This window comes from Wolbachia endosymbiont of Culex quinquefasciatus Pel (assembly GCF_000073005.1).
GTDB lineage: Bacteria > Pseudomonadota > Alphaproteobacteria > Rickettsiales > Anaplasmataceae > Wolbachia.
Window position 1 is genome coordinate 1,102,699 of sequence record NC_010981.1, and the last position, 26,616, is coordinate 1,129,314.

At 33.1% G+C, this 26,616-nt stretch carries 21 protein-coding genes and 1 pseudogene; 4 read left to right on the plus strand and 18 right to left on the minus strand.

The window, feature by feature from the left end:
• Positions 1-9: 9 nt before the first annotated feature.
• The 4 genes from fabZ to rseP are packed head-to-tail and all read right to left on the minus strand — an operon-like array spanning position 10 to position 4,463.
• On the minus strand, positions 10-441 hold the full coding sequence (gene fabZ, locus WP_RS05150) for a 3-hydroxyacyl-ACP dehydratase FabZ (RefSeq protein ID WP_006014455.1): 432 nt from the start codon (positions 439-441) through the stop codon (positions 10-12).
• Positions 442-445: 4 nt separating this feature from the next.
• The gene (locus tag WP_RS05155) at positions 446-1,006 is read right to left on the minus strand and encodes an OmpH family outer membrane protein (protein ID WP_007302414.1); all 561 of its coding nucleotides are present in this window, start codon (positions 1,004-1,006) and stop codon (positions 446-448) included.
• A complete protein-coding gene (gene bamA / locus WP_RS05160) occupies positions 1,007-3,340 on the minus strand; it encodes an outer membrane protein assembly factor BamA (RefSeq protein ID WP_007302415.1) in 2,334 nt (777 codons plus the stop codon).
• A gap of 7 nt (positions 3,341-3,347) precedes the next feature.
• Positions 3,348-4,463, minus strand: coding sequence for an RIP metalloprotease RseP (gene rseP, locus WP_RS05165; protein ID WP_007302416.1), 1,116 nt, complete (start codon positions 4,461-4,463; stop codon positions 3,348-3,350).
• A 99-nt stretch (positions 4,464-4,562) separates the two neighbouring features.
• Here rseP and WP_RS05170 point away from each other — a divergent pair, with 99 nt between their 5' ends.
• The gene (locus tag WP_RS05170; RefSeq protein ID WP_019236875.1) at positions 4,563-4,829 is read left to right on the plus strand and encodes a succinate dehydrogenase assembly factor 2; all 267 of its coding nucleotides are present in this window, start codon (positions 4,563-4,565) and stop codon (positions 4,827-4,829) included.
• On the opposite strand, the gene WP_RS05175 is transcribed toward WP_RS05170, so the two are convergent.
• The 3 genes from WP_RS05175 to WP_RS05185 are packed head-to-tail and all read right to left on the minus strand — an operon-like array spanning position 4,807 to position 7,118.
• Positions 4,807-5,124 (minus strand): cell division protein ZapA, encoded by a 318-nt coding sequence (locus tag WP_RS05175; RefSeq protein WP_007302417.1) that lies wholly within the window; start codon positions 5,122-5,124, stop codon positions 4,807-4,809. The two genes, WP_RS05170 and WP_RS05175, sit on opposite strands and share 23 nt — an antisense overlap.
• Positions 5,125-5,167: 43 nt before the next feature.
• A complete protein-coding gene (locus tag WP_RS05180) occupies positions 5,168-5,446 on the minus strand; it encodes an HU family DNA-binding protein (protein ID WP_007302418.1) in 279 nt (92 codons plus the stop codon).
• A 19-nt stretch (positions 5,447-5,465) separates the two neighbouring features.
• On the minus strand, positions 5,466-7,118 hold the full coding sequence (locus tag WP_RS05185) for a 30S ribosomal protein S1 (RefSeq protein WP_007302419.1): 1,653 nt from the start codon (positions 7,116-7,118) through the stop codon (positions 5,466-5,468).
• A gap of 103 nt (positions 7,119-7,221) precedes the next feature.
• On the opposite strand from WP_RS05185, the gene trmB reads away from it, so the two are divergent.
• Entirely contained in the window at positions 7,222-7,866 is a 645-nt protein-coding gene (trmB, locus tag WP_RS05190; protein ID WP_007302420.1) for a tRNA (guanosine(46)-N7)-methyltransferase TrmB, read from the plus strand.
• 208 nt (positions 7,867-8,074) lie between these two features.
• Here trmB and WP_RS05195 read toward each other — a convergent pair whose 3' ends face one another.
• Together WP_RS05195 and terL are read right to left on the minus strand one after the other, a co-directional pair.
• The gene (locus WP_RS05195; RefSeq protein ID WP_007302421.1) at positions 8,075-8,596 is read right to left on the minus strand and encodes a pyrimidine dimer DNA glycosylase/endonuclease V; all 522 of its coding nucleotides are present in this window, start codon (positions 8,594-8,596) and stop codon (positions 8,075-8,077) included.
• 122 nt (positions 8,597-8,718) lie between these two features.
• The gene (gene terL, locus WP_RS05200) at positions 8,719-10,116 is read right to left on the minus strand and encodes a phage terminase large subunit (RefSeq protein WP_012481978.1); all 1,398 of its coding nucleotides are present in this window, start codon (positions 10,114-10,116) and stop codon (positions 8,719-8,721) included.
• 61 nt (positions 10,117-10,177) lie between these two features.
• Here terL and WP_RS05210 point away from each other — a divergent pair.
• A pseudogene (locus tag WP_RS05210) lies at positions 10,178-11,267 on the plus strand (alpha/beta hydrolase).
• A gap of 259 nt (positions 11,268-11,526) precedes the next feature.
• Here WP_RS05210 and WP_RS05215 read toward each other — a convergent pair.
• From WP_RS05215 to purE, 9 genes are all read right to left on the minus strand, one after another.
• Positions 11,527-12,399: an IS982-like element ISWpi16 family transposase gene (locus tag WP_RS05215; protein WP_007301954.1), complete on the minus strand. Its 873-nt coding sequence runs from the start codon at positions 12,397-12,399 to the stop codon at positions 11,527-11,529.
• A gap of 542 nt (positions 12,400-12,941) precedes the next feature.
• On the minus strand, positions 12,942-13,943 hold the full coding sequence (locus WP_RS05220) for an AAA family ATPase (RefSeq protein WP_231834398.1): 1,002 nt from the start codon (positions 13,941-13,943) through the stop codon (positions 12,942-12,944).
• A gap of 230 nt (positions 13,944-14,173) precedes the next feature.
• A complete protein-coding gene (locus WP_RS05225; RefSeq protein WP_007302427.1) occupies positions 14,174-15,490 on the minus strand; it encodes a hypothetical protein in 1,317 nt (438 codons plus the stop codon).
• A gap of 4 nt (positions 15,491-15,494) precedes the next feature.
• The gene (locus WP_RS05230) at positions 15,495-18,971 is read right to left on the minus strand and encodes a collagen-like domain-containing protein (protein WP_007302428.1); all 3,477 of its coding nucleotides are present in this window, start codon (positions 18,969-18,971) and stop codon (positions 15,495-15,497) included.
• Between the two features lie 371 nt (positions 18,972-19,342).
• Entirely contained in the window at positions 19,343-20,806 is a 1,464-nt protein-coding gene (locus WP_RS05235) for a DegQ family serine endoprotease (RefSeq protein WP_007302429.1), read from the minus strand.
• Between the two features lie 3 nt (positions 20,807-20,809).
• On the minus strand, positions 20,810-21,682 hold the full coding sequence (gene hflC / locus WP_RS05240) for a protease modulator HflC (protein WP_007302430.1): 873 nt from the start codon (positions 21,680-21,682) through the stop codon (positions 20,810-20,812).
• Positions 21,683-21,684: 2 nt separating this feature from the next.
• On the minus strand, positions 21,685-22,710 hold the full coding sequence (gene hflK / locus WP_RS05245; protein ID WP_007302431.1) for an FtsH protease activity modulator HflK: 1,026 nt from the start codon (positions 22,708-22,710) through the stop codon (positions 21,685-21,687).
• Between the two features lie 414 nt (positions 22,711-23,124).
• Positions 23,125-24,954, minus strand: coding sequence for a DNA mismatch repair endonuclease MutL (mutL, locus tag WP_RS05250; protein WP_007302432.1), 1,830 nt, complete (start codon positions 24,952-24,954; stop codon positions 23,125-23,127).
• Positions 24,954-25,454 carry a 5-(carboxyamino)imidazole ribonucleotide mutase gene (gene purE / locus WP_RS05255; protein ID WP_007302433.1) on the minus strand — a complete coding sequence of 167 codons (501 nt, stop codon included), beginning with the start codon at positions 25,452-25,454 and terminating at the stop codon, positions 24,954-24,956. Before purE ends, mutL begins: the two co-directional genes overlap by 1 nt.
• Before the next feature lie 852 nt (positions 25,455-26,306).
• Between purE and WP_RS05260 the strand changes: the two genes are divergently transcribed.
• Positions 26,307-26,603, plus strand: a complete 297-nt coding sequence (locus tag WP_RS05260) for a helix-turn-helix domain-containing protein (RefSeq protein WP_007302434.1) — start codon at positions 26,307-26,309, stop codon at positions 26,601-26,603.
• Positions 26,604-26,616: the final 13 nt, after the last annotated feature.

Sequence of the window (26,616 nt, forward strand, 5' to 3'; positions counted from 1 at the left end):
ATGAAGATTTTATTTATCTTGCAGTTTTGCTAAGATTGTTGCTCCTGCAACCTCTTCTTTTCCAACAGATGCAACACACTTAAATTTGTATACACCTAAACGCAAACCTTCAAAGTTAGATTGAAGAATTAAGGTATCTCCTGGAGTGACTGGCTTTCTGAATTTTGCGTTTTCAATGGACATAAAGTATACAACTTTATTTTCTACTGTTTTTTTACCGAGAACACATATAGCAGATGCTTGAGCTAAAGACTCAATTATCAAAACTCCTGGCATTATCGGATGGCCAGGAAAATGACCAATAAAAAATTGCTCGTTGAAAGTCACGTTTTTAATTGCTTTTATACTCATACCAGGATCGCATTCTATGACCCTATCTACTAAGAGAAAAGGATAAGAATGTGGTAGTATTTTTATAATATCATTGATATTACATTGCATAAGTCTATTCAATGTTTTGCAAAGCAAATTCGGGTATTTCCTTGTTTACATTTTTTAATACTACATCCGATAAATCTACTTCATCCATAGAGTATAAAACTTGATTCTTTTTTGAAATAAATAGTACCAAATCTATGTTGTTTTTTTCTGCTGTTCTTTTAGCAACTTCTTTTATCTTGTTAAAGACACTTTCTACTGCTTCTCTATAATTTTCTTCTAAATGTGACATTTTCTTAGCGTAATTATCCCTAACACTTACAGTATGCTTACTAAATTGTTCTGTCTTTTCTTTTTTTGCTTCTTCTGACAAAAGGTCAAATTCTTCTTTCGATGGCTTAAATTTTTCTAACTCATTTTCAAATTCCTTCTGTAATCTAGAATTCTGCTCCTTTATTTGTTGTTGTATATTTTGCAGAGCCAGAGATTCATTGATAACCTTATCACTATCAATAATGGCAGCCTTTGTATTAAGCGTGCTCTGAGGTTGATACCCTACAAACTTATACCCCACAAATAAGGAAATAATTAAGGCAATAACTGATGTAAATAACTGTATATATTTCATTTAAATCCCCGCTTCAATAGAAATTTTAACGTTTGTCGATGGTATTATGTCATAAGCTTCCTTTACTAAAGGAAACCCAAAATCTAATCTAATTCTACCAAAAGGAGAAGGCATTGAAAAGCCAAAACCTGGTGATACTCTTATAAGCTTACTATCGTAATATTTCCCACTATATCCCTTCTTTTCATCTAAACCAAAAAGTGTTGCATAGTCAACAAATAGTGAGCCTTTGATACCAGCATAGTCGTATAATTTAGATAGTGGAAAATCTACTTGCTGTGTTAAATTAAAATAAGTTTTGCCTCCCAATGAGCTTTGATTTTTGTCTTCTGCTCTTGGTCCAATGCCGGAAAGGTCAAATCCTCTAATCTCATTGCCACCTTTAAAGAAGTGCTGGCCAATGTTTAGATCTTCATCGGTATAAGAAAAAATATGACCTGCTGCTACTTTAAAGCGCAGTGTTATATCATCATCAATTTTGCTTAATATAGGATGTGTATAAAAAGATAAGAATTCAGATTTTAGGAAATTTACATTTCCTCCCAATCCTGAAATATCCTGATTTAAGCGCAATAAATATCCCTCTTTAGGAGTATAGAGGTTATCCAGTTTATTGTACGCTAACGTGTATCCCACTGATGAAACCTGATACTCACCTTCTTGATCTCTTATTATCTCAGAGATATCCTCATCTTTTCCACCCTTATTGTCCATGTGTATGTGATTATACTTATAAGAATATTGAAAGGAATTGGTTAGATTTTCTGAGATTTTATATGATACTTTTGCTATTCCTCCCCAGTTGCAGGTATCGAAAGTAGTGTTTGGTTTGTCTTGTTTTTCATAAAAAACACCCATGCCTAGTGAAGTATCAGAGTCGTTAAAATTATTTTCAACAGCGTCTATACTAGTAGAAAGAACATATTGACTTTTTTCAAGAGCAAAAGATACTTCTTTACCACTACCAAATAAATTACGATCTGTGAAATCGGTTTTAACAAATACTCCACCAGGAAGAGACATACCACCTGTTAAAGATAACGAGGCAGTTCTTTTTTCTTTAACATTTAAATCAAGATTCACTGCATTGTCATCCACTATATAACTATTTATTTTTACTGTTTCAAAAAAATCGCTATATATAAGTTTTCTACGTGATTTTTGAATCTCAGATGTGTTATATGCGTCGCCTTCTGCCATGCTAAGTTTTCTTCTAATTACTTTATCTAAAGTGCGGTCATTGCCATCAATAGTAATTTGGTTTATATAAATCTTTTTACCTGGTAGCACTTTGTAAGTTACATCTACAATATTGTTATGTTGTGTATATTCTGGATTAACTTTTGCAAATATATATCCTTTTTCGTTTAAATGTTTACTTATTTTTTCTGCTGTATTGTTAATTTTAACTCTATTAAATATTTGATTATTTTCCTCTTTGATAAATTCTAATATTTCTTCCCTTAAACTTAAATCCTTAATCTCAGTTTCAATATCAACTTCATTATTTCCAAATAAGTATTGCTGCTTTTCATCAATCAAAAAAGTTAACTCTATTTGGTTATTATTATCAACCTCAACAATTGGTTGGATATTATTTTGAATATATCCCTTAGATGAATAGAAGCGATCAAGCAGTTCTGTGTTAATCAGTAGATATTGAGGTGAATAATGAGTTCCGCTTTTAAAAATGGCTCTAAATAACTTACTAAATATATCATTGCTATGCCTTTTGATAACTTGCTCTAACTCATTTGCTGAAAAGTTTTTATTACCTATAAATCGTAAACCCTTAATTTTAGAAGTTCTTCCTTCTTTTATCTTAAAAATTAGGTTTATCCTATTGCTACCAAGCTTATCTAGCTCATATGCAATTTTAACACCAATTTTACCACTGTTCCTATAAAGAGTAGCTAGATTTATTAAATCGTTTTGTAATTTTGTTTCAGTGAAAATAGTTAGTGATTTTGACTGGATAACGTTATTTAGCAACTCTTTACTGTTAAATAACTTATTGCCTTTCAATATTACTTTGTTAATCAATGGATTCTCATGAATTTTTACTACTAAGTTTTTTTTATCATCGATATAGGCGTTAATACTAGCAAATAACTTTGTTTTATATAAATCTTTTATAACTGAATCTACATCATCATCATTTATATGATTACCTGGTTCTAATTTTGTATAAAACCTTATTGTTTGATCACTTACTCGCTCATTGCCAATATACTTAATATTTTTTATCTGTACTTTTTCCTTATTTTCTAGAGCAACAAGTAGAGTGGGAAAAGAAATAAATATTATTATTAGTATGTGAAATAACTTTTTCATATGTATCTTAAAAAAGATGCCTAATATCATTTGTGATTGCAACTGCCATCAACAAAAACAGTATGGTAGCACCAAAAGTGGCTGCATATTTTTGATATTTCAAACTCAAATCTCTACGTATAACTGCTTCTATAATATAATGAAATAAATGCCCACCATCTAGTAGTGGTATTGGCAGCAAGTTAATTGCAGCTAAATTCGCTGAAATAATTGCCATAAAATATAGAACCATAATAAGTCCCTTTTTAGCTGATTGCCCTGAATATTTTGCAATTTTTATTGGCCCACCTATTTCATTTATACTCCTTTTACCAACAACAATTTGAAAGAGTGCTTTGATTGTTAAACACATAGTGTGGTAGGTTTCATTCACTGATAGGCTAGCAGCTCCAAGAAAAGATGACTGTTTTAACCCTATCATATTAATTGAGGTAATTCCTATAGTTTTTCTTTCTATTATGTTACCAAAGACATCTCTATCCTCAACTGTAAACGGAGTTAGAATAGTTCTGTACTCTTCGTTATTTCTGCTATACTTAATTTCTATTCTTGTTTCAGGGTTGGACATTATCACGCGTGAAATATCTTCAAAGTATTTTATTTTGTACTCATTGATCTGTGTAATAGTGTCACCTGGTAATAGGCCAGCTTGCTTTGCTGCACTTTCTTCAATTACATTACCAATTACTGGTGGAGTACGATAATAACCTGCCACGCTGAAAAATATTGTGAAGGCTATAACGGTAAATATCATGTTTGCAAAAGGCCCTGCAAAAACTATTGCTGCTTTTTGATATCGAGGTTTTGTATGGAATGAGTATAATTTTTCTTCTTCAGTTAATTTTTGTTGATCAACAGGAACGCTTGCTGCATTAGTATCCCCTAACATTTTAACGTAACCACCCAATGGAAAGGCACTTAATTTCCATCTAGTTCCAGACTTGTCGTTAAAACCAAAAATTTCAGGACCAAAGCCTATAGAAAAAGATTCAACTTTAACCTTGCATGCTTTAGCGACAATATAATGCCCACATTCATGCACGAATACTATGATAGAAATTATTAAAGAAAACGATAAAAAATAATATATTCCAGCGCTAAGTTGATGAGAAATTAATTCCACCTATGTTTTAAATCTTAATCAAACGTTGAGTATATTAAAATGCGCCTTGCTTGACAAGTATTTAGTTTAGTCTTTAAATTAAAAAAAAGTTTAATGACAATGATAGATATCTCCTTATTAAGAAGAAAACTGATGTATAGGAGTTGGCATAGGGGTTGTAAAGAAACTGATATACTTTTAGGGCATTTTGCATTGAAATATCTTGATAAATTTTCCTTAAGTGAACTAATTGAATACGAAAAAATAGTTGATCTTGATGATTGCGAATTATATTGTTACATAACTCGTAAGAGACTTCTCCCCCCTGATTTGAGTAGTGAGGTAGTCGATTTGATTGCTTCCTTTAATCACTTATGCACCCAATAATCTTGTTTACCCTATCTAATACTTCAGCATATTCTACTCTTTTTTCCTCCTTATACTTTTTGCATTCTTGATTTATTTCGTCTAATCGCTTTGTTAATTCTAAAATTTTGTCTTCGAGAGTCAATGCTGCAAGTAAGAAATTTAATGCATCTGAGCCCTTACCTCCAGTTCTTTGAGATATGGAGCTAACTAGCTTGTTGAAGCTATTAGCAAGTTGTAATAAATGGTCCTTCTTTTTACTTTCGCAAGATATTTTATATGTGTTATTATGTATAACTATTTCTACTACTTGCATATGATGCTATATTGTACAACTTTCAAATTTACAATATAGATTTTCATTCATTTATCAAGAGGGATAACTTTTTACTGCTACGAAAATAAGTTTTAAAGTATTGATGTTTTGCAACCTTCTGTGACGTCAAATTACTTGCTTCTTTCAAGTTATAGCTTCTAATTGAAAAAGAACCAAACCCCCTGATTTCAACTCTATTATGATATTTTAACGTGTTTGAAAACACTCGAAAAAAACTATCAACTATGGCTGCTATAATAACCTTATCTAACAAAAGGTTTTTTTTTGCCACTTTTGCTATTATATCAGATTTCGTTGCCATTTATATGAAGCACAAGAAGTTATTTGGCAGATAATATTATATTATATTTTTCAACACCTACTACTTCAACTTGTATTTTTTCTGATATAGAAAACTTTTTATTTTCTGGTAAATGCTCTTGATCTACTAAAAGGGTTACATTGTTCTCAATTTCAACGATTAGACCATTTTCCTCTCTCTTACTTACAGTAACCTGAATTTTATCCCCTACTTTAACTTTCTCTATCAGTTCTTCAAGAGGATCATACTCTATTTGTTTTACTCCAAGATAAATTCTTGTCCGATCTACGTTAGCCCTTATCACTTTTGCTTCTATTTCATCACCTACATTATACTTTTTTATCTCATCTGAATTGTTTTTCGACCAACTTAGATTTTGCATATAAATTGTTCCTTCTACGTCCTCAGATATCTCAGAATTATCAAAAGTCACAGATATTTGTGAACCATTGTTGCTTTTAACTTTACCAGAAACAATAGAACCAAGAGGATATTTATCAATAAATACTTGCCAAGGATTCTCTACGCACCTTTTTGTGCTTAAACTCATCTTATTTTTAATAATGTCAATACCGAGAATTTTTACATCCACTTCTTGTCCTATTGTTACAAAACTACTAATTGGTAAATTACTCTTGCTCCAAGTTATTTCTGATGAGTGTACCAAACCCGCAATCCCAGGTTTAATCTCAACAATGAATCCACAATCTTTTATACCCGTTACACATCCTTTGTGTACGCTGTTAATTGGACATTTTGACTCTAGATCTTGCCAAGGATTGTCTCCTAATTGTTTTACACCCAGGGAGATTTTTCCATTTTCTCTATCTATTTTTATAATTTTAGTTTTTATATGCTGACCATAAGAAAAAATTGCAGATGGATGACTTACATTACTCCAAGAGATATCTGTAATATGTAGCAGCCCATCTATAACTCCCACTGTATCTGATTCATGAATGCCAACAAATGCACCGTAGTGAGTGATGCTTTTTATTTTGCCTTCTACGACATCACCTTCATTTAAAGATTCTAAAAACTTAATTTTTTCACCAGCATGCAATTTCTCTAATACCAGCTTTCTTGATACTACAATATTCCCCTGCTTCTTATCCATTTTAAGCACGATGAATTTTTGTTCAGTTTCAATAAGGTGATTAGCATCTTTTATTTGCTTCAAATCCACATGACTCAGCGGTAAAAACGCACTTATTCCATCACCAAGATCAACAATAAAACCGCATTTAATTGAGCGTTTAATGATTCCTGTTACTTCATCTTTTGTAACTGCGCTTTCTTCCAATTTATTCCATTTTTCGTCTCTGATTGCTTTCTCACGACTAAGAACAACATTACCATGGTAATCTTCAATTCTTTCAACATAAACTCTAATTTTCGAGCCAACAGTGATATCATCATTACAACTGAGCTCCTTAATCAGAATTCTTCCGTCTGACTTTAAACCAACATCAACCACAATATCATTAGAATTTCTTCTTGTGATTATACCTTCTACCACATCTCCTTCTTTGATTTTGTTAGCAAAAGAATCTTCACAAAAGTCATTGTCTTGATTATCAAATTGATCTTGAAATATCTCTTCTATGAACCTATTTGATGATAGCCTCTTGATAGCAACTGTACTTTCCATACCTTTTAATTTTAACTTCATTAGAACTCATATATTATATAATATTAATAATTAGTGACAAGTAAATTCTCATTAATTCATTTCGAGAATTGTTTAAGCTATAAAAGATTAAGTTATGTAAGATATGTTATCTAGGAATAATAATTGGATTAGGTCATTTTCCAGAAGATCTAGGTTGAAGTTGAATGTTTTGGAGAAGTATTCTATTAAAAACAGCAAGGAATCTATAAAAAAGATCGTAGACTTACAAAAAAGAATACGAGTAGAAATAGGTTTCGGTAATGGTGAAAATATGCTCCATCAGGCATTCAATGAATCTGATCTATTATTTATAGGATGTGAGCCTTATTTAAAGGGGGTCTCTTCCTTGCTAAAAAGCATAGAAGCACACAGCATAAAAAATATTTTAATATGGACAGAAGATGCAAGAGAATTAATTGCCAATTTTCCTGACAACAGTGTTGAAAAATTCTTTATTCTCTTTCCAGATCCATGGCCAAAAAGAAGTCACAACAAAAGACGGTTAATTAATACGGAATTTTTAAATTTATTAGCAAAAAAAATACTTGTCACAGGTGAAATATTTATTGCAACTGATCATCAGGATTATGCAGAGTGGATAGAGTTACATATAAAGCAGTGTAATTTTTTAACCTATAAGGAAGATAGTTTTGCAAATTATACCCCAACAAAATACCACAGAAAAGCGCTAGAATATCAGCGTAAAATAAAGTTTTTTAAAGTAAATGTTATATCTAAACTGACTTAGATTTACCTCTGCTTGTTAGTACAGATGTGTACATGACACTCTATAGTGCAAGTAGCCTACCATATACTGGGAATAACAGTTTACTGAATTCTTTAATCTCACAAATAGAAAGATCAATAAACTTGATAAACATCAACATTATCAGCCAGCATTGCTTTTGCAACTTCAATTCTACCTTTTTTATGATCGGTTTGGATAATTTTATAACCTATAGCATTTTGTCTAGCAACCAATCTGGTGCTTCTCTACCTTTTTCCCACTTAGCAAATCTCATCTTTTCTTTTAGGTAATATTCTCTATATGCTTCTATTGGGTTATTACATTTATATCGATCAGGTAACGCTTGTGTAAAAGCTTGTATATCAGCTGATCGAAATATTAGCAAATCCTTGTTATTATCGCACCAATCTATAACTTCTTCGGATTTATGCGTTCTTTTGTATCGCAAGCTATATTCTATACACAATTCTTTTCCATGTTTTATTAACCAATCAAAGTTTCCTTTTGATTGTCTAGCCCATAAAGAACAAGGATGGTTTTTGTGAGTAAGTTTATATGGAACTTCTATATTCTGGTTTGTAATGCTGACTAAAGGATTTGGCTCTTTTAATGCTATTGAAAAAACACTGCTAAGCAATTGAGCAGTTTCTAGCGGCATTTTTACTATGTGCTTATCGCATAACATTTGTGCTGCAGTTACAGGATTTTCGTCTAATATAAAGATATTCATCTAAGCACCCAGAGATAGAATTTTTGCGTAGTATTTATTTCAATAAACCCTAAAATATCATTCAGAAAATGGATAAAACTCAGTTAAAAAAATTATACACAATTCCGAGGAACCTTTTCAAGCTACAATGAACGTATAGCTACCACTCTAGCAATATTATTTCTCACCCACTGAAGATATTGCACGGTACTGTCTACTTGATCGTCGTGACGGATTTCTGGAAACATTAAAATCTCATACTCAAAGTCGCTAAGCCATACTGCTTGGTTAGGGAGAAAAACCCGCTCAGATTCTATAATTGGGACAATTCGGTGAAATCGAGTTAATTTGTCATCATGTGGTACTATTTGAATAATAGGTAAATCACTGTTTTTCCTGAGCTCCTGAACCAATTGCTGACCGCTTGCTTTTGCTTCGATTAAAATTGCGTGTGGCTTCCACCTTGCAGCCAGCGACAGAACTTTCTCTTTAAGTTTTGGATATTCAAGTTTTGCGCGATATACATCGAGTAAATAGAATGTATTATCTACTTTTGTCCAGGTAGTGCAGACACTAAAGTCACTTGTATTGTTTGTTGAAATTGCAGTATCCCAACTTTGTGTTACATGCAAGAGGCTATCAGGAAAATTTTTATAGCGCTTCAACCACTCTCGTTTAATTATAGCACTTGAAAGTGGTAGAGGGTTTTGTTGGTATTGAGCAGCAAAACCATAACTCCCAAGTTCAGCTTTTATCATCTCAATTTCTTCTTTTCCTTCAGTTAGGGAATACAACAATTGACCTTCTTTTCTTGAGTATATTTCCTGTTCATGCTCTGGAATATGATTATTAACTGAATAAATAATCTCCTTATCTTCAGCTATTATTGGTAAACAGACATGATGCCATATGTTTCTTGGTTTACAGAGGAGGTGACCAGTTAAATCTTCTAAATGGAGTCTGTGCATCACAAGAACGATAACTCCTTTTTTTCTGTCGTTGAGCCTGGTTACTAAAGCCTGATCAAACCAGTTTGCAGCACGCTTTCTAAATGTTTCGCTCAAAGCTTGTGCGGGACTTAGTGGATCATCCACGATAATGAAATCTCCACCTTCACCGGTTAATGTTCCCCCAACTGATGTTGCAATCCTACATCCTCTTTGCACTGTTTGAAATTTATATTTAGTGTTTTGATCTTTGCATAATTCTACTTTCGGAAATAGCTCTCTATACCAATCAGATTGCATTATGCACCTGGTATCGAGTGAGTGCTTTTCGCTGAGGAGCCGAGAATAACTTGCAACTATTATTCTTGCAGTTGGCTGATTTCCGAGTATCCATGCGGGCCATGCAACACTTACACAAATAGACTTCATTGAACGCGGAGGCATATTGAATATTATTCTTTTCACTTCACCTGAACTTGCCGCTTCAAGCCTATCCGCTATGACTTTTATATATTGATAATCATTATACTCACACCCCGGTACTACCGTTTGAAAGCATAATTCAATGAATTTTAAAAAGTTTATATTGTTCATAAAATTGAGATTTTGTTGATTTTTTAAGATTTTTTTGTATAATTATAGTGAGAGTTAAAATATGAAAGAAACAAGAGAGCAAACTGAGAGAGAATTTATAAAAACTCAAAACGGGATAAAAATAGAGACAATTACGCTTCTTGGTAAAAATCAAAACAATAATCGAGGTGAAAAACATCTGATATACTTTATTGGTGGAAATAGAGCGTTAAGCCCTGGTAAAGATTATTCCCAAAATTGGAATTGGGCCACAGAGCAATGTACATCTTTTTAATTATCCTGGACTTGGTTTAAGTAAAAACAGTTCATTGATACGTAGCAATAGAGTTAAATCTGGTATAGCAGTTGTAACTAACTTATTGGAAAAAGGTATAAAGCCAGATGATATCATATTGTTTGGAGACTGCCTAGGTGGACATGTGGCTGCAGAGGTTCATAAAAATTTTAAGGGTAAGGATATACATTTAAGATGTATCGTTAGCAATGCCGCTAGTTCACTTAAACAAGCGTCTCTTTATTACTTTGGTTTTATGGCAAAGTTAAAAATTTTTCTTGCTCCGATAATCAGATTGGTACTGAAGATTTTTGGCTGCCACTGGAAGACATATAAAATCGTAAATTCAATTACTCCTTATACAATGTACTTTAATCGAGAGGGAGATAAAACGATAAAACAGCCAGCGCAACTTGCAACAGAAATAGAAAAAATAGATCAAAGCGGTAGAAGAAAAGATTACCAAAAAAAAGAAGTATTTGAAGGATTTGAGGAATATGAAGAATTTTTCAAGCAGCATACAACATTAAGAAAGAATGATAAATGTATTGATTCTAAAAAAGCTGATAAAGATATACATAAATTGCCAATTACGTGTTTAAAGTCTTCCAACAAAACTGATTACACTTTTCCTGAGTTGATTAGTTTATATATTCACATTACAGATGAATATTTTTCTAAACGTGGCTCATTAAATAATGAAGAGAAAGTTAAAGCATTTAAAGAAAGTAAATTTTATAAAGATTTTTCAAGCTGTAAAAATTCAAAGGACTTTTTGCATAATTACATGAAGAAGCAAGAGATGTCATTTCAGCATGTGACAATAGAATCTGGGGAAAAAAGACCTTTCTTAACAAGTCAAAGAAGTCTAGGGTAGCGAGCTTTAAACTTTTGACGCATATGCTTTTTTCAACATTTTAGCCATCTGTATCTGTTCAGATGCATGCAAATATTGAAACCAGTGTTTCTTTTCTTGTCATCCGAGTACTGGGATCCAGAAGAATTAATTGTGAACAAATAGCTATACGATATTTTCAATGAAGTTACAAAAAAGCTGGATTCCACACTGGAATGACACGTCATAAACTGCTAGGCCTTCATAATGTCATTCCAGTCCTCAAAACCTCAGTTATGGATTAGCCGATAAAGAAAGGCATAGAAATAGAAGGCTTTTTGGACTGCATGGAGTAGGAAATCAGAACAGAAAAAACATGAATTAGGAAATTTGTTGGCGATCTATGTCTTGTATGCTCAATCTCAAATTTGTTTTTCAAGGAATCAAAAACAGTCTCAATAATCGACCTTTTCCTTAATAAAATCTTCTCTTTAAGTGAAATTAGTGCGTTTTTCATACCTTTTTTTACTTTAGTGACTAACTTTAGGCCTCTATCGAAGAGTTTCTCAAAAAGCTCTTTCTTTATATAGCCCTTATCTCCAAACAAAAGTCCGGTCAGTCTTTTAGTGAGAGTTGGTAAAGGTTTTCTGTCATCAACGTTACCTTTGGTTAGGGTAAGTGCTTGAATTTCACCAATTTCGTTAATCACTAAGTGCAACTTGAAGCCAAAAAACCAACCATACGTACTCTTACTAATTTCTGCTAGATGATTAAAAACTTTATTCCTAGAGATCCTTTTTTTGTGGCAAACGGCAATCGTAGAGGTGTCGATGTAGGAAGTGCCGGTCATTTTCGCTTGTTCACAGAACCATTGCAAAAGTAATGCTAAATACCACAAAACTCGCGGCTTTAAGGCAATAAATCTGTGATATGAAGGCAGCTTTGAAAACTCTGATCTATAGAATAACTGAAGATAACAAAGATAAAAAGCCTTGAAGTTTTTACATGGTGATTTATGGTATAACAGGATTATGGTTAGAATTTCTGAGTGCGCTATTTCTGGTACTCTGGTTGGTTTTTTGCCGTTTGATAAGAACCTATTTGCAAAATTATCATCTACCGCACGACAAAAATCCTCGACGCAACAGTACAGTTCTGTAATATCTTTCTTCATGGGTAACCTCTTATTATTACTAAAATACTCGAGTTTACCCTGTTTCCCTCTTCTTAGTTATACTTTTATCTATTTTCTAATCCATAACTGAGGTTCATAGTGTTTATCCCGGCCTTCATAATTTCATCCCAGTGTCCTCTTTCTCTTGTCATCCCAGTACTTGATACTGGGATCCAGATGCATGGCTAATGCTGAAACCAATACTCCCTTTTCTTGTCATACGAGTACTGGGACCCAGAAGACTCAGGTAATAAGAACTAGATTCCAGCGCCACGCGCTGGAATGACACCGTCATAAACTGCTAGGTCTTCATAATATCATACCAGTACTGGTATCCAACTAAATTGGTGAACACTTTACAGCATTTTTGATAGAAAGAACTAGATGCCAGTGTCAAGCACTGACCCATTTTTTCCTTAAGTTTTTGCAGCTTGTGTTCTATTACAAAACCACCGTGGTACTAACGAGTGGCAAAATGATAGCAAGTTTTAAATTTTATTTTCAATAACGAAATTTGGCACATCTTGCTACACTTCCAGTTTTTATTGTACAAAATGGGCTTCTGTCGTCTGTGTCTGACATGAAGCTAATGTTATTCTCCCTCTTTCTTGTACTGGATTTAGCTTTTGAAACGCGTGGTTGAAATCTTCCTTACTCACTACCTTGGACTTTCTTTCAAGAGCAGCGTATATTTTTGCTTCATTAACTAGTTGTTCTAACTCAGCTCCAGAATAGCCTTCTGTTTTTTCTGCAATATCTTGAATATTTAGCCTTCCATCAGTTTTTGTATTTTTGGTATAAAGCTCCAATATCTTTTGTCTCGTTTCCACATTTGGATTAGGTATATGAACCCTTTGACCTAAGCGTCCAGGCCTAATAAGTGCTGGATCTATCTCATTGACCAGGTTAGTTGCACCAATTACTATTATATCTTTTCTGCTCTTAAATCCATCTATTTCAGTTAGTAACTGTGTTAAGCTCTCTCGACAGTGGTAAGCTGAGTTATTAGCGGTACTTCTTTTTTGGGCAACTGCATCTATTTCATCTATGAATACTATACAAGGAGAATATTTTCTCGCTACTTTAAAAAGCTCGCGTACAGCATGTGCACCATGACCAATATATACTCCAATAAGTTCTGGACCTGAGATACTTATAAAATTCATATTTGATTCACCTGCAATTGCGCGGGCGATAAGTGTTTTACCATTTCCAGGAGGGCCGTGCAGTATATAACCTTTTAGTGAGTTAATACTTTCACTTCCAAACATCTCACGCATTTCTTCTGTCATTTGGTTACAGCAAATAATCTGCAATCGTTGTTTTAAGGAATCGTCAATTATAACATTAGCAAATGTTGTTTTATTATCTGAATTAGCTAATTCTATTTCTATAGGCAGCTCTACTTCCTTCATTTTACTAAATATTTGATCATATATAAACCAAGCGATAAAAAAGAAAACAGTGAGTAACACAGAAGGCATAGCTTCGCTAATATAATGTGCAGCCAGCTCATATCCTTTACTGAGAAACATTGTATGCATATAGGCAAACAAAAGAGCAATAGAGACCATAATTGCTATGCATAGTAAACAGATAGCAATTCTTTTGAGTAATTCTGAGATTTCAATTTTTTTCATCTTACTGTCTTATATCGATTTTAAACTGAGAACAATTTTATTTAGATTAAATACTAAAAAAATATACCCTTACACTTCTTTGAATTCTACTAAATTCACTTTTAAAAAGCAATTATAATATACTTTGTGCGTGGTTAAGATAGCTCTGGAATAGTATAAAGAACTATGTCATCATTGAAGAGAAATTCATCTGTTGTTTTGTACTCTTTATTAATTTTATAAGAATCATAAACATCGTAATCTGCTTTTGTATGGTAATCACAATATTGAAACTTACCCTCTTTATTGAAAAAGCCAAATTGATCAATTAATGTAGCCATTTTCTCACGTTTTGCTAATTCAAATACATCAGCTGGGCAGTGGCCTGAAGAATCTTGATTAGTAGTTCCTTTTGCAATAAAAAAAGATGGTTTATCGTTAAGTAACTTGCAGAAATTTGGCTTATATCCCTTTTTCATATAGTTTAAACTTGTATACTGGTATTCATCTGGAACATTTGAGTATTGAGAATCATACTTTTTATGTTCAAAAAACTCATTACCTAAGAAATTACAAAATGTTAATTTATAATCATCATTATTACTAGACTTAACGACTTTAAGATAATGAAAGTTTCTAGGAATTTTTATCTCTTCTTCTGTAACGTGATTATGTATGACCAATTGGTCATCAAGCATGCAGTAACCTATTTTTGGTAAAGTAGCTACAAGCTTACCGTTTAACATGATATCTGCTTGATAGATATTATCCGATAATTCTTTTCCCTTTTGCAAAGTAAAATTCTGCCCTGCCTTAGCTGGTGCACTGCATTGCTCAGTTTTAGTTAAGTTTTTTATTATTGTTGATATCTCACTAATTTCTAATATATCATGCTCATTTTTTGTGTATTGATACTTATAGCAACTACCATCTTCACATACTGGAAGACATTTTCCTTCTTCATCTGATATATAGATATAATCACCTTCTATTGTAAAATAAAGTCCACCTTTTTCTTCTTGAATTTTTTGTAGTACTGGGTCATTTTCATCGTTAAAATTGATAAAATTGAGTACTCCAGTTATATCTCTACCAGACAATTTGAGGCCAAAGTTAGGACTATCTTTTATGTTGTAAAGCGAAATCAAGATAGGTTTTGATTCAAGCTTTTCTATAATATTGTTTCTATTTGTACTTATTATAGCTTCTTGTTCTACAATAAGATCCTCTTTAATAGAGTTTCCACTTTCATCAGATCTTTCTGCCTGCAGGGGTAAGTTTCCTTCATATAAAGATATTTTATCTCCCTGCTTCTTTAACTTCAAACCATTAATATCCTCTACTTTAATTGTACCAATATGTGAATTGATAACCTTACTATTTTTGTTTAATATATAATATTCAGCAGGAAGTTTAATCAATTTTTTATAGAGCGGATTTTTATCCTCCATTTTAAATATATGTTTTTCCATGATATTACCTTAAATAACCAACAACTTGCTGATTAATGGCACTTAGGCTACTAGGAGGAGAGACATAACTCATAAAACTCCTTGGCTGCTCATTATCTGCCACTATTTTTTCAGTATTAACGAAAGCTCTTTGCTGCTCATTTAATCTTTTTTCCATATGATCTTTGAAAGTAGCCAAACATTTACTAGTTTGTTTGTAATCAGGTAATGATTTTTTCGCAGCTACACACAAGAACTTCAACAACTCATTATGATTTTCATCATTAAGTAATGACTTATTGATAATGGTTGACTGCAGTTCTACTGGATTAAAATTTAGACTTTTCTTTGAAATGCCGCATTTCACAGCTGTTTCTCCTAATACTTCTTCAAATTTTTTTACAATATCTACTGCATCTATTATTTTTGTCACTCGATTAAGCTCCTCTATTTCATTTTTTACTTTATATTTGTCCTGTCCTACCGCAGGGTAAAAGAAATTTATTACTTGAGATATAAATGAAGTTGGTCTGCTTGCTCCGCTTGTCACTGATGATTTTTTAGTTTCCCTCCTTCTTCTGCGTGCACTACAAACTTGATCTGCAGGATTTGTTGTACAAAACATATCTCTTACGCTACTATGCAATGCTTCCGCATTTTCTGCGGATTGAAGTGCTTGATCAGCAGAATCTTCAGCTTCTCCTGTAAGATTCACTGTTTGATTGTGTAGTATTTTAACCTTATCTTCCGTATCTTTAGCTTGTTTGGCAAAACCTTCTGAAGCATTTTTAGCTGCCTCTGCTGCTTTTTTAGCATCCAGAGTTTCATTTTTTGCTTTTCTTATCTCACGTAAAAACTGATCAGCTAATGTAGCACCTATTCCATCTTCTCCCTTGGAACCTGGCAATCCATTCGCACCTGGAGCTCCGGTATCTCCTTTTGGACCTTGTGGACCTGGCATACCCTTAAGACCAGATCTACCAACTTGACCTTTAGGTCCTTGCAAACCTATCTCTCCCTTAGGTCCTTGCAACCCATTCGCACCTGGTTCTCCTTTGTCACCTTTAGAACCTATCTCTCCTTTCTCACCCATATCACCTTTTATTCCCATGGCTCCGTCTAATCCTTTAGGACCAATATCTCCCTTTGTTCCATTTATACCTGGCTCACCTTTTATGCCTGGCTCACCTTTTATGCCTGGCTCACCTTTTATGCCTGGCTCTCCCTTAGGACCTTGTGCACCTGGCAATCCATCTGTTCCGGTATCTCCTTTATCACCTTTAGAACCAGTATCTCCTTTGGGACCTTTTATCTTTCCTGGATTTTGTCTCAATTCTTCTGCTATTCCTTCACGTAAGACTGGATCATTTACCAGCACTTTTTTATCTTGATCATCTTTTGCTTCTAGTACTGCTCTTCCTAATTCACCTACTTTTTGAGTGTCAAAGAACTGATGAACAATATTTTCAACTATTGTTTTTGCTGCATTCACATCGCCTTTTAATTTGGCATACTCAAGCAAATACTCAACTAATTTTTCCTTGTCTATTTCTTGCTTCACGATTTCTAGAGCCTTTGGCTGATTATTTAAATCACTATGAAGCAGAAGATACTTAGCAAGTGCCCAATCGCTCACCTTACCTTTTATAAGATTGTGAGCTTCTATCTCGCTCATACTGCTTCTATCAACAAGTAGTTTAGCAAGCTTTTCTGCAAATTTTTCATATTTTTGGAAGGCTATAGGATCGGGATTATTTTTCTTTGTGGCATCGCTTGTTATCTTACTCACAGTATCTTTTATAATGTTTTTTGCTTCCTCTAAAGAAAGTTTACTTACTACTCCTTCAGTAAGTTTTGCTACATCAATTTTATTCACAAGTTCCTGCGAATTAAGATTAATTTTACCGGCAATCTGAGTTGCAAGATTTTCACCTGTGATACCATTTGCGTTAAGAACTGCTTCTCCTAGCTCAGCTTTTTTACTGGTAACTAATTCAGTTGCAATTTCTATAGCACTTGAGGCATCTCCCTTCTCACCTTTTGAGCCAGTATTTCCTTTAGAACCTTCTGGACCAGGAAAACCTCGGTCACCCTTATTACCTTTGGGACCTTGTTCGCCCTTTAACCCCCGTTGACCGTTACGACCTGGTTCGCCCTTTTGGCCTGGAGGACCTTGTACGCCTTTAACTAACGCTTTTAAAGAATCTTCTCGCTTTACACGCTCACCAAAAAGATGTGCTATTCTTTCTGAAAATCCCATGGAATTACTCTGATCTTCTTCCATTATAGCTGCTGCTAAAGGATATAGATGGGCTCTGTTAGAAGAAAATTCGGTAACAACTTGACTAATACTTGGAGTTATTCCATTAGTGCCTTGATTCCCTTTTTCTCCTTTAGGTCCTTGATCACCTTTTGATCCATGCGCACCTGACGATCCAGTATCCCCCTTGTTACCTTGAGGACCAGGCGCTCCATCGAAGCCTCTATCACCTTTTTGTCCCCTTTCACCTGGCTCACCTTTAGGACCTTGTACACCAGTACGTTCTAATCTGTCTATTCTGCGTTTTAAAAGTTCAATTTCTGTTTCTAAATTTATATGTTCTTGAATATTCACATCAACCTCCAAAAAGTTATCAAAATTTTCTAAGTTATAATAATAAGGATATGGACCTGGTCTATTGTCGTGCTCATACCCAAAAGAATTAGGGTTAAAATTATAAAAATTTTTGCATGTGCTATTTTCATACGATATGCAACCAACATAACTATTGCCTAACTTTTTTACTGCGAAATAGGTATCTTGTGCTTTCAAGCTCTCCATTTCATGAAAAGGGAATAACTGGAATGTATTGCTTATACGAGTAAATGCTGAAAGGATATCATTCAATATGCCAACTTTTCCACCAGTTAAATTATATACCTGAGCGCTCCTATATAATTTGTATATATTTCTTGATTCTTTAAACAAATAGTCTCCTATTTTTATTTTGAGTCTTTTATCAGGTGAACTTTTAAGATCTTCCAAAATAAGACTGACATTTTCGCTACTAATTATGTCTTTTGGATCTATTAAAACCTTCCTGTTTTCTAGCAATTCATAATAAATACTACAGCTTTCACGATTATATGCGTTAACATAGAAACCATTTGTGTAACCATGAGGTATACGATCAATAGTATTTATCATAGTATCTTTGCCATCATAGTAATAATAATAAGGTTGATCAGAGGTAGTAACTAAAGCGAATTTGTAATCATTTCTTACGCTTTCTAGCTTTAGTTGTAGCCCTTGAGATAAGTCGTTTAATATACTTCCCACGTCATGCTTGAAATCCCAAATTTCAAAACGCTGACCAGTAGCGTCATCCTGAATAATGTAAGATACACTAGGCAGGCTAAATGTTGTTTTGTTATTTAATCTTATTTGTGCAGGTATCCTACGACCAGTTCTATTATTACAATCTTTTTGTGGAATATCTTCCTTTTCTAGTTTAAAACGCATCTCCACCTCCCTTTGCGATTAGATATAATTAATTTATGGGTATTAATTATTGATTAATACTGATGATCAGTAAATATAATTATATTTTACACTAATTTAGTTATAAATTAACTTGTGAAAGAAAGTTGTTTTTTTACAACTGAGCATAAAAATGCTTTGTATTATCGAACTTCTTACCACTCCAGCTCTTTCATCTTATGGATGATATCGTTCCAGTGCTTGATACTGAAATCTAGTTCTTCCATAACCTCGTTGGAAAGGTTTTCAGTATAGGGACAAATTTTATTAATCTACAGAAACACCCTTACCCTCAGGATAAAGAAGCTAGTTAAATTTGTCAAGCAATTTTTCATGACCAGCTAGATAAATAGCTACTTCTTCAATTTGATTGAGGTGAAAAATTGATTGCCGTTGCGGTAAATAAGCAGCATTACTGAATCTTTGCCGTCTTTTTTTACTGCTGAATCAATTTGTTTTTGAAAATCATTAGTATTTTCAATATCGATTCCATCTAGTTGAATAATTATATCACCTTTCTTAATAACACGTAGTGTAGAATTACTACTACTATCTACACTAGTAACTACTACACCCTTTGTGGGTGCATTGTTTTTTAGTTCTTTTGGCAAATTTGAAACGGTTAAACCACTTATATAACTAGATGTTGATTTATTTTCTTCTTGATTATTACCTGAATCATCATTTGTAGATTCCTCGATTGCAACCTTGATATTGACTTCTTTACCTTTTCTAAGTAACTTAACCTGTACTTTCTTTCCGGGCTCAGTTCGTGAAACCATATGAGGTAATTGCGTCATTCTATCAATTTTTTTGCCGTCAAACTCTAATAGTATATCACCTACTTTGATTCCTCCTTTCTCTGCAGGACTGCCCTTTACTACGCTTGCAACTAATGCACCTTTGATATCTTTTAAACCCAAGGATTCAGCAAATTCTTTTGTTATAGGCTGAACTTGCACGCCAAGCCAACCATGTTTTATTTTTTTACCACTTTTTAATGTGTCAATAATTGAAATAGCTAGATTAGATGGTATAGCAAAGCCTATACCCACGTTACCGCCAGATTCAGATGGGGAATAAATAGCAGTATTAATGCCTATAACTTTTCCATTTAGATGAAATAGTGGTCCCCCTGAGTTACCTCTATTAATTGCAGCATCAGTTTGAATAAATTCATTCATAGTACCAATACTAATGTCTCTAGATCTTGCAGACACAATTCCTGTACTTACAGAGCCACCTAAACCAAAAGGGTTGCCTATTGCAATAACTGTATCACCAACTCTTGCTTTATCAGAATTACCAAATTCAACAAAAGGAAGATCTTTATCAGAATTAATCTTAAGCACAGCAAGATCAGTTTTTGCATCATAGCCTAAAACTTCTGCTTTGAAATAAGTATTATCGTTCATAGTAACTGTAATATCTTGGGCATTTTTAATAACGTGATAGTTGGTTACTATGGTTCCACTTTTATCTATAATAAATCCAGACCCAAGTAACGTCACTTCTCTATTAATGCTAGGAGCTCTATCGAAAAATTGATCAAAATGCTCGAAAAATTCTCTAAAGTCATCAAAGAAATTATTTCTTGGCGTAAAGGGAATTTTAGTTCTACTGTTATTTTCTTGCTTAACTATTTGCTCACTTGAAATATTTACAACTGCGGGAATAAGTTCTTCCACTATATCAGCAAGCCCTTTATTACAACTACATACAGGATCTGCAACTGTTTTTGCAAACAGATTAGCATATGAAGCAAATGAAATTAAAAAATATGCAAATATAGATAAAATAAATGCTTTACTTTTCATAAACTATTTCCATCCCTTGTTCAAAATATCTAAGAAATTATTATTTGGTGAAAGCACAAATTTAGTATTACCCTCAGCAAATGATTTACTGTAAGCTTTCATAGAGCGATAAAAGTTAAAAAACTCTTCATCAACCTTGAATGCCTCATTATAGATTCTAGTTGCTTCAGCATAACCACGGCCTCTTATTTCATGTGATTCTTTTACTGCACTAGAGACAATCCCCCTTTTTAATTTATCAGCTTTTGATCTAATTTCTTGTCCAGCTTGTTCTCCTTCTGCTCTAATTTCTTTTGCTTCCTTTTCTCTTTCAGTTTGCATGCGGCGGAATATTGCAGAACTATTTTCTTCTGGTAGATCTGCTCTCTTAATTCTTACATCTATTATCTCTATGCCAAATTTTCCAGCTTCAGAATAAACTCCACGTTGAATTAATTGCATAACTTCTGATCTCTTTTCATTCAATAAACTAATTAATGAAAATCTTCCTATATTCTCCCTTATGTGAGCTTCTATGACAGGATATAATCTTCTAACTAGCCCTGATTCATTTTTCACAGTCTGATAAAAAGTGATAGGATCTATTATTTTATATTTTGCATAAGCATCTACTATAATACGCTTTTGATCTGCAGTTATCACTTCCCTTGGAGTTTTATCAGGACTTAGATCTAAAATTCTCTTATCAAGAAATTCTACGTTATTTATAAATGGCAATTTAAAATATAAACCACTGTCCCTAACATCTTTTACGACTTTACCGAGTTGTATAACTATTGCTTGTTTTGTTTCTTGAACAACAAAGATTGAATTAGATAATGCAATCAATAATGCAACAAATACAAAAGCAAAAACAATTTTAATATTACTACTCATGACTATTTTCCTAGATTTGTAAGAGGTAAATAAGAGAACATACCTTTCAGATCGTCTGTTATAACAAATTTATCTACCTTGCTAAAAATATTTTCCATAGTTTCAAGATAAATACGATTCTTAACAAGAGAAGGATTTTGTCTATATTCTTCATAAAGAGATAAAAAGCGATTTGCATTACCTTTCGCTTCATTTATTATTTCGTTCTCATATGCTTCTGCATCTAATTTTATCTTTATTGCTTCACCTTTTGCACGAGGTATAATATCATTACTGTAAGCATATGCTTCGTTTATAGTACGCTCCTTATCTGCACGAGCACTTTGTACATCCCTAAATGAGCTAATCACTTTTTCTGGTGGGTCAATTTTTTTCATTTGAACAGATAAAATTTCTATACCCATTTGATATCCATCAAGAATCTGTTGCAATAAAATTCTAGTATCTCTGGAGATTTCAGCCCTACCTTGACCTTCGAGTGCAAAAGAGATCGTATTTTTACCTATTATTTCTCTCATAGCACTTTCAGCAGCATTTTTAACGCTGAAACCAGGTTTATAATCCCGCACTTTGAATAAATAATCTTTGGCATCTCTAACTCGCCACTGGACCTCAAAGTTAACGTTGACTATATTCTCATCTCCGGTAAGCATCACTCCTTCACCACGATCTGTATCTCGCCCATAAGAGCTGCTTATCCCAATTTCTTCACGATTTACTTCTTTAACATTCACTTTAAAAACCTTACCAATAGGGTAGGGAAAGTGATAACGCAAACCAGATGTTTCTGTATTGGAATATTTGCCAAAAGTAAGTTCTATACCTTCCTCACTCGGATGGACAATATAGAAACCAGTACAAAGATAAAACAACAAAACAATAAAAATGATGAAATAAGGTTTTTTCCCTCTATTTCTGGTTAAGCCATTAAAAAAGCATCTTATATCAGACACAGCTTTACTTAAAATATCTTCATTACTTGAACCTGACGGTTTCTTTCCAAGATTCCAAGGATTACGCTCATCCATAAAAATTATTAATTGTATAACTAATACGATGATATTACTTAATCTTATCAAAAAATGCAAAACTATTTTGTTTGCAGATTAATGATCGGAGTGAAGGATGTGATCATACACTTCCTTTTTCTCTATATGATATGGTCAATTCTACAGAATTTCTGGCTTTTTTTGAATTCTTTATTGTCGTTTTTGATAAGTATCTTTAGTTGTATATTAATTATTAACATAAAAGACAATGCCTGGGATTTAAGAAACTTAATTTTAATCAAGTAGCTGCATAATAAATCATCGTCAAGTAATAGAATGACATTATCTACTATACAAATTACCTGCAAATTGCAATGTTCGAACAATTGTGTATCTGAGTTTTGAGATGACGAAACTAGGGTTGTATAATCTATACACATTTGTGACAATTTCTTACCTTCGCTCAAATAACTTTTCAATATCGCTTAATTTCATTTCTATATAGGTTGGTCTTCCGTGATTGCATTGTCCAGAATATGGTGTTTTTTCTATTTGCCTCAACAACTCATTCATCTCCTCTAATTTCATCTTTCTACCTGCTCTAATTGATCCATGACAAGCAATTGTAGCTAGTATTTTATTTATTTTATCCTCTATAGGTAGAGTATCTTCTATTTCTATTAATCTATCCACTATATCAATTAGCATTTTCTTCACATCTATTGACCCTAAGATTGCAGGTATTTCTTTTACTATGATCGCATTTTCTGATTTAATTTCGATATCAAAGCCCATTTCGAAAAGCTTATCCTTATAAACTTCTATCATTTCCATACCGGCTTGACTTTTGATTTCAACCATTTCAGGCAAAAGAAGTTTTTGTCTTTTTATACTTGATTTCTCCTTTAAGCACTCGTATACTAGTCTTTCATGGGCTGCATGCTGATCTACTATAATTAGTTTGTCTCTTACCTCGGCAATAATATAAGTATTGTAGATTTGACAGTGTGCAAACCCAAGTGGATAGTCCCTTATTAGATCGGTTTGTTTCCTTTCCAAAATTGTAGTTTCTGCTCGTGGAGGAGATTTTTGCATACCAGTATAATCAAACGATTTTGAATGTTCTGATAAGCTTTTTGTCTCTATATTTGGAGAAGTAAATTTTCTCATTAACTGGTTTTCAAAAGGATCCGACCTTCTTCCATAAAATTCATTTTTAAGACTAGACCTACTAAAAGGATCTGATGATAGATGATTCGTTGTTGTTCCATTCTGGGCCAATACAGTTTCTGCAAGATCTATTCTCTTTGATAGCACTTTTATTAGCCCTCTTCTCACTATTTCATATATTAGCCTCTTGTTCTGAAACCTTACCTCTGATTTATTTGGATGCACATTTACATCAACTTGATCATACGGTATCTCTAAGTGCAGCGCTGCAAAAGGATATCTATTGCTTGGAATAAGGTCGTGATACGCATAACGAATTGCACCAATAAGTAGATTATCTTTAATTGGTCTACCATTAACAAATGTATAGATCTGAGTTGAATTGCTACGATTGACAGTAGGTTTACAGATGTATCCTGTAAGTCTAATGCCATCTTCTTCTTCACTAATTTGCAAAGAGTTTTCATGAAATTCTTCTTCTACTTCGCATAGCCTGCTAAATAATGAGTTCTGCTTAGCATACTTAAGAAGCTTCTTATTATCGGAGATAAGAGTAAACTCAATTCCATAATTGATCATTGCTAAGTTGTTTACAATATCAACAATGCTTTGTGTTTCTGCCCTTTCGGTTTTGAGAAATTTTAGTCTATTTGGTGTGGCAAAAAATAAATCTCGTACTTCAATATATGTTCCTATCGATAAAGGATAAGGAACAAGCTCTCCTATTTTTTCTCCCCCCTCATACCTTATAGACCATGCTTGATCTGCTTTGCTTGCCTTAGATGATAATTTTATTCTGCTTACTGCTGCAATTGAAGGCAAAGCTTCTCCTCTAAAGCCAAGATGCTTGATCTCTATCAATTCACTGTCACTCAATTTTGAAGTAGCATGGCGCATAAACGCAAGTTCTAAATCATCCTTTTTTACTCCGCTACCATCATCGATTACAGTAATGAGGTTACGCCCACCACTTTCTATCTTAATTTCTATCTCTGAGCTTCTGGCATCTATTGCATTTTCCACTAATTCCTTTACCACACTTGCAGGCCTTTCTATTACCTCTCCTGCTGCTATACGATTTATGGTTTTTGTATCTAAAAGAACTATTGCCATTATAATGTTGGTTTTTCTTTTACTGCTTTAGTTTGCCCCTCTCTCCATTTTTTTAATCTATCTGCAATTTCACTATTAGAAATCGACAATATAGATGCAGCAGTAATAGCGGCATTGCATGCTCCACTCTCTCCTATAGACATTGTTGCAACTGGAACACCTTTTGGCATCTGCACTATAGATAATAGACTATCTAGCCCATTTAATTGCTTGCTATGCACAGGAATACCGATAACAGGTAAATAAGTAAGCGATGCAGTCATACCAGGTAAATGAGCCGCTCCTCCTGCACCAGCTATAATAACCTTAAAGCCTTTTTCTTGAGCAGACTTAGTAAAATTAAAGAGTCTCTCTGGTGTTCTGTGTGCGGATATTATAAATACATCATGTGAAATTTCCAATTCTTTTAATAGGTTAATAGCATGCACCATAGTGCCATAATCCGACTCGCTTCCCATAATTACAGCAACATCCTTTTTCATTTTTTCTGTATTAGACATGATTTTATTTACTAACCAAATAGTATTTCAGAAGCAACAGATATTTAAATTAAATTACGAATATGATATAGCATTCTTATTAAATAGAAACTTTAAAAATTGAAATGAATCCCTATATTAAAATATAGAGGTATAAATTTCGGATATAAGGGTCTATTCATAATCTTTTTAGAAGCAAAGCGGTGGAAGCAAGAAGACGATTTGTAAGCTAGTATTGAATTTTGCTTATCACAATTGTCTACACTTTTCTATAAGAGTATTAGAGACTTACCTTTTGACAATACGGCAAAGATTTCTACAGTTACATCCTTTTATTTGTTTCTTTGCAATTACTTTTTTATATATATTTCAAAACACTTTCTTTACTTCCGCTATGTTTTTTACTTCATTTATTAAAATAATCTTGCCATTTTGAAAACATTGTTGATTCACTGAAGCCACTTTTTAGGACCTGTAACACTATGTAAAATATATCCTAAATCTTCTTGATTTTGTTTCTTTCTACAGAACTCTACTCAGTTTTTCTCCTACTCATCTTGCTCTGTTTTCATAATTTACATACTCTATCTCCGGTTTATTCCTTTCTTGAGATCATGTACAGTCTCTAAAACGAGTTTGTAAAATGATTATTTCTGTATTTTAAACTTTGCAATTTCAACTTATTCTCTTTAATAGTAAGTTTTTTACAAAATAATAGTTTGAAATTACTAGTATTTTGATAAAAATTATAGTCAATTTAAAATTTTGAGTATCAGATAGTTATTGACAAGTTATATACTATTAATATATTGGTATATTAAATATTATGATATAATATTTAATAAAGCTAGTTGGTATGTGAGAGTAAAAATTATGGAAACAATATCATTAAACAATCTGGATAGTGAAGCAATAAAAAAAAAATTGCTGAGCATAATAAGTAAAATTATAGGAAAAAATACTTGGACTCAAGCTTGTGCGGCTGAGAAACTTGGTATTGATCAACCAAAGGTGTCACAAATTAAAAGTGGTAAGATAAGTGGTTTTTCTTTAGAGAGACTGTTAGGTTTTTTGAAAAAGCTTGATCATGAGATAACAATTACAATAACAGAAAATCAATCAGTAAAAGCTAAAGAAGAAAAAGTAGAATGTAGAATTGGATCTCAATAGATCTGAAGTTGAC

Coding starts and splice junctions, on each gene's coding strand:
- hflC (WP_007302430.1), bottom strand. CDS start 21,682: ATGAGTAGTAATATTAAAATTGTTTTTGCTTTTGTATTTGTTGCATTA.
- fabZ (WP_006014455.1), bottom strand. CDS start 441: ATGCAATGTAATATCAATGATATTATAAAAATACTACCACATTCTTAT.
- WP_RS05225 (WP_007302427.1), bottom strand. CDS start 15,490: ATGGAAAAACATATATTTAAAATGGAGGATAAAAATCCGCTCTATAAA.
- WP_RS05195 (WP_007302421.1), bottom strand. CDS start 8,596: ATGAATATCTTTATATTAGACGAAAATCCTGTAACTGCAGCACAAATG.
- bamA (WP_007302415.1), bottom strand. CDS start 3,340: ATGAAAAAGTTATTTCACATACTAATAATAATATTTATTTCTTTTCCC.
- mutL (WP_007302432.1), bottom strand. CDS start 24,954: ATGGCAATAGTTCTTTTAGATACAAAAACCATAAATCGTATAGCAGCA.
- hflK (WP_007302431.1), bottom strand. CDS start 22,710: ATGGATGAGCGTAATCCTTGGAATCTTGGAAAGAAACCGTCAGGTTCA.
- WP_RS05155 (WP_007302414.1), bottom strand. CDS start 1,006: ATGAAATATATACAGTTATTTACATCAGTTATTGCCTTAATTATTTCC.
- WP_RS05175 (WP_007302417.1), bottom strand. CDS start 5,124: ATGCAAGTAGTAGAAATAGTTATACATAATAACACATATAAAATATCT.
- terL (WP_012481978.1), bottom strand. CDS start 10,116: ATGAACAATATAAACTTTTTAAAATTCATTGAATTATGCTTTCAAACG.
- WP_RS05170 (WP_019236875.1), top strand. CDS start 4,563: ATGATAGATATCTCCTTATTAAGAAGAAAACTGATGTATAGGAGTTGG.
- WP_RS05230 (WP_007302428.1), bottom strand. CDS start 18,971: ATGCGTTTTAAACTAGAAAAGGAAGATATTCCACAAAAAGATTGTAAT.
- trmB (WP_007302420.1), top strand. CDS start 7,222: ATGTTATCTAGGAATAATAATTGGATTAGGTCATTTTCCAGAAGATCT.
- WP_RS05235 (WP_007302429.1), bottom strand. CDS start 20,806: ATGAAAAGTAAAGCATTTATTTTATCTATATTTGCATATTTTTTAATT.
- purE (WP_007302433.1), bottom strand. CDS start 25,454: ATGTCTAATACAGAAAAAATGAAAAAGGATGTTGCTGTAATTATGGGA.
- WP_RS05220 (WP_231834398.1), bottom strand. CDS start 13,943: ATGCATACAATGTTTCTCAGTAAAGGATATGAGCTGGCTGCACATTAT.
- WP_RS05185 (WP_007302419.1), bottom strand. CDS start 7,118: ATGAAGTTAAAATTAAAAGGTATGGAAAGTACAGTTGCTATCAAGAGG.
- WP_RS05180 (WP_007302418.1), bottom strand. CDS start 5,446: ATGGCAACGAAATCTGATATAATAGCAAAAGTGGCAAAAAAAAACCTT.
- WP_RS05260 (WP_007302434.1), top strand. CDS start 26,307: ATGGAAACAATATCATTAAACAATCTGGATAGTGAAGCAATAAAAAAA.
- WP_RS05215 (WP_007301954.1), bottom strand. CDS start 12,399: ATGAAGAAAGATATTACAGAACTGTACTGTTGCGTCGAGGATTTTTGT.